Source organism: Brevibacterium rongguiense, assembly GCF_009857845.1.
GTDB classification, from domain to species: domain Bacteria; phylum Actinomycetota; class Actinomycetes; order Actinomycetales; family Brevibacteriaceae; genus Brevibacterium; species Brevibacterium rongguiense.
The window spans coordinates 1-1,426 of sequence record NZ_WWEQ01000123.1 but is presented as its reverse complement, the minus strand read 5'-3'; the positions used below and the strand labels follow the sequence as shown (position 1 = coordinate 1,426).

Below are 1,426 nucleotides of genomic sequence, written 5' to 3'. Positions count from 1 at the left end.
GGCTCTTCACGAACGAGGGTGTAGTCGGTTGAGCGCGTCGGTGGCCGGGTAGGGGTCGAGGTCTCCCGGATGATGGAAGTTCTTCACGCTCGCCATCCCGAAAGACCTCGACGTGCTCCACCCTACTTTCGCGACCCCTGACCTGACCACGTTCTGCCGCCTCGACGAGCTCGGCCTCGTCGCCGTCGGCCAGCTGATCGAGCCGGATCGGGCCACGATCGAATGCCGCGTCGTCGGGGACGACCCGTGGTGTCGGAAGTGCGGTGTCGAGGGCGTGCCGCGGGACACGGTCACGCGTCGACTGGCGCACGAGCCGTTCGGGCACCGGCCGACGACCCTGCTGGTGCGGGTGCGCCGGTACCGGTGCGGACACTGCCGGCGCACGTGGCGGCAGGACATGACGCGGGCAGCGGCGCCGCGTGCGAAGATCTCCCGCGGCGGCCTGGAGTGGGCGCTGCGGGGCATCGTCATCGACCACCTCACCGTCACCCGCGTCGCCGCAGGTCTCGGGGTGTCCTGGAGTGCCGCGAACGCCGCCGTCCTCGCGGAAGGCAAGCGGCGCCTGATCGACGACCCCGCCCGGTTCGACGGGGTCACCACGATCGGTGTCGACGAGCACGTCTGGCGACACACGAGGCTGGGCGACAAGTACGTCACCGTGATCATCGACCTCACGCCCGCGAGGAACAAGACCGGGCCGGCGAGGCTGCTGGACATGGTCGAGGGCCGCTCCAAGGCGGTGTTCAAGCAGTGGCTCGCCGCCCGCCCTGCGGACTGGGCGAAGCGGATCGAGGTGGTCGCGATGGACGGCTTCGCCGGGTTCAAGACCGCTGCCGCCGAGGAACTCCCCGACGCCGTCCCCGTCATGGACCCGTTCCACGTGGTCCGCCTCGCCGGCGACGCGCTGGATGTCTGCCGGCGTCGGGTCCAGCAAGACACCACTGGTCACCGCGGGCTCAAGGGCGACCCGCTCTACAAAGCCCGCCGCACCCTGCACACCGGGGCGAGCCTGCTCACCGACCGGCAGCGGGCACGCCTGGACGCAGTGTTCGCGAGCGAGGAGCACGTCGAGGTCGAGGCGACCTGGGGCATCTACCAGCGCATCGTCGCGGCCTACCGGGAGCCCGACAAGAAGAAAGCGAAGACGATGATGCAGGAGGTGATCGCTGCGATCAGCAGCGGCGTTCCCGCGGCGCTCGTCGAGGTCCGCAAGCTCGGCCGGACCATGAAGCAGCGGGCGGGCGACATCCTCGCGTTCTTCGACCGCCCCGGCACCAGCAACGGCCCGACCGAGGCCATCAACGGGCGACTCGAACACCTCCGCGGCTCCGCCCTCGGCTTCCGCAACCTCACCCACTACATCGCTCGGTCGCTGCTCGAAGCCGGAGGGTTCAGACCCGCGCTACACCCTCATTCGTGAAGAGCC

General features: G+C 69.8%; 1 protein-coding gene. It reads left to right on the top strand.

The window, feature by feature from the left end; all coding sequences use genetic code 11:
- Window positions 1-112 precede the first annotated feature (112 nt).
- Window positions 113-1,420: an ISL3 family transposase gene (locus GSY69_RS13770; RefSeq protein WP_160954395.1), complete on the top strand. Its 1,308-nt coding sequence runs from the start codon at window positions 113-115 to the stop codon at window positions 1,418-1,420.
- The last annotated feature ends 6 nt before the right edge of the window (window positions 1,421-1,426 follow it).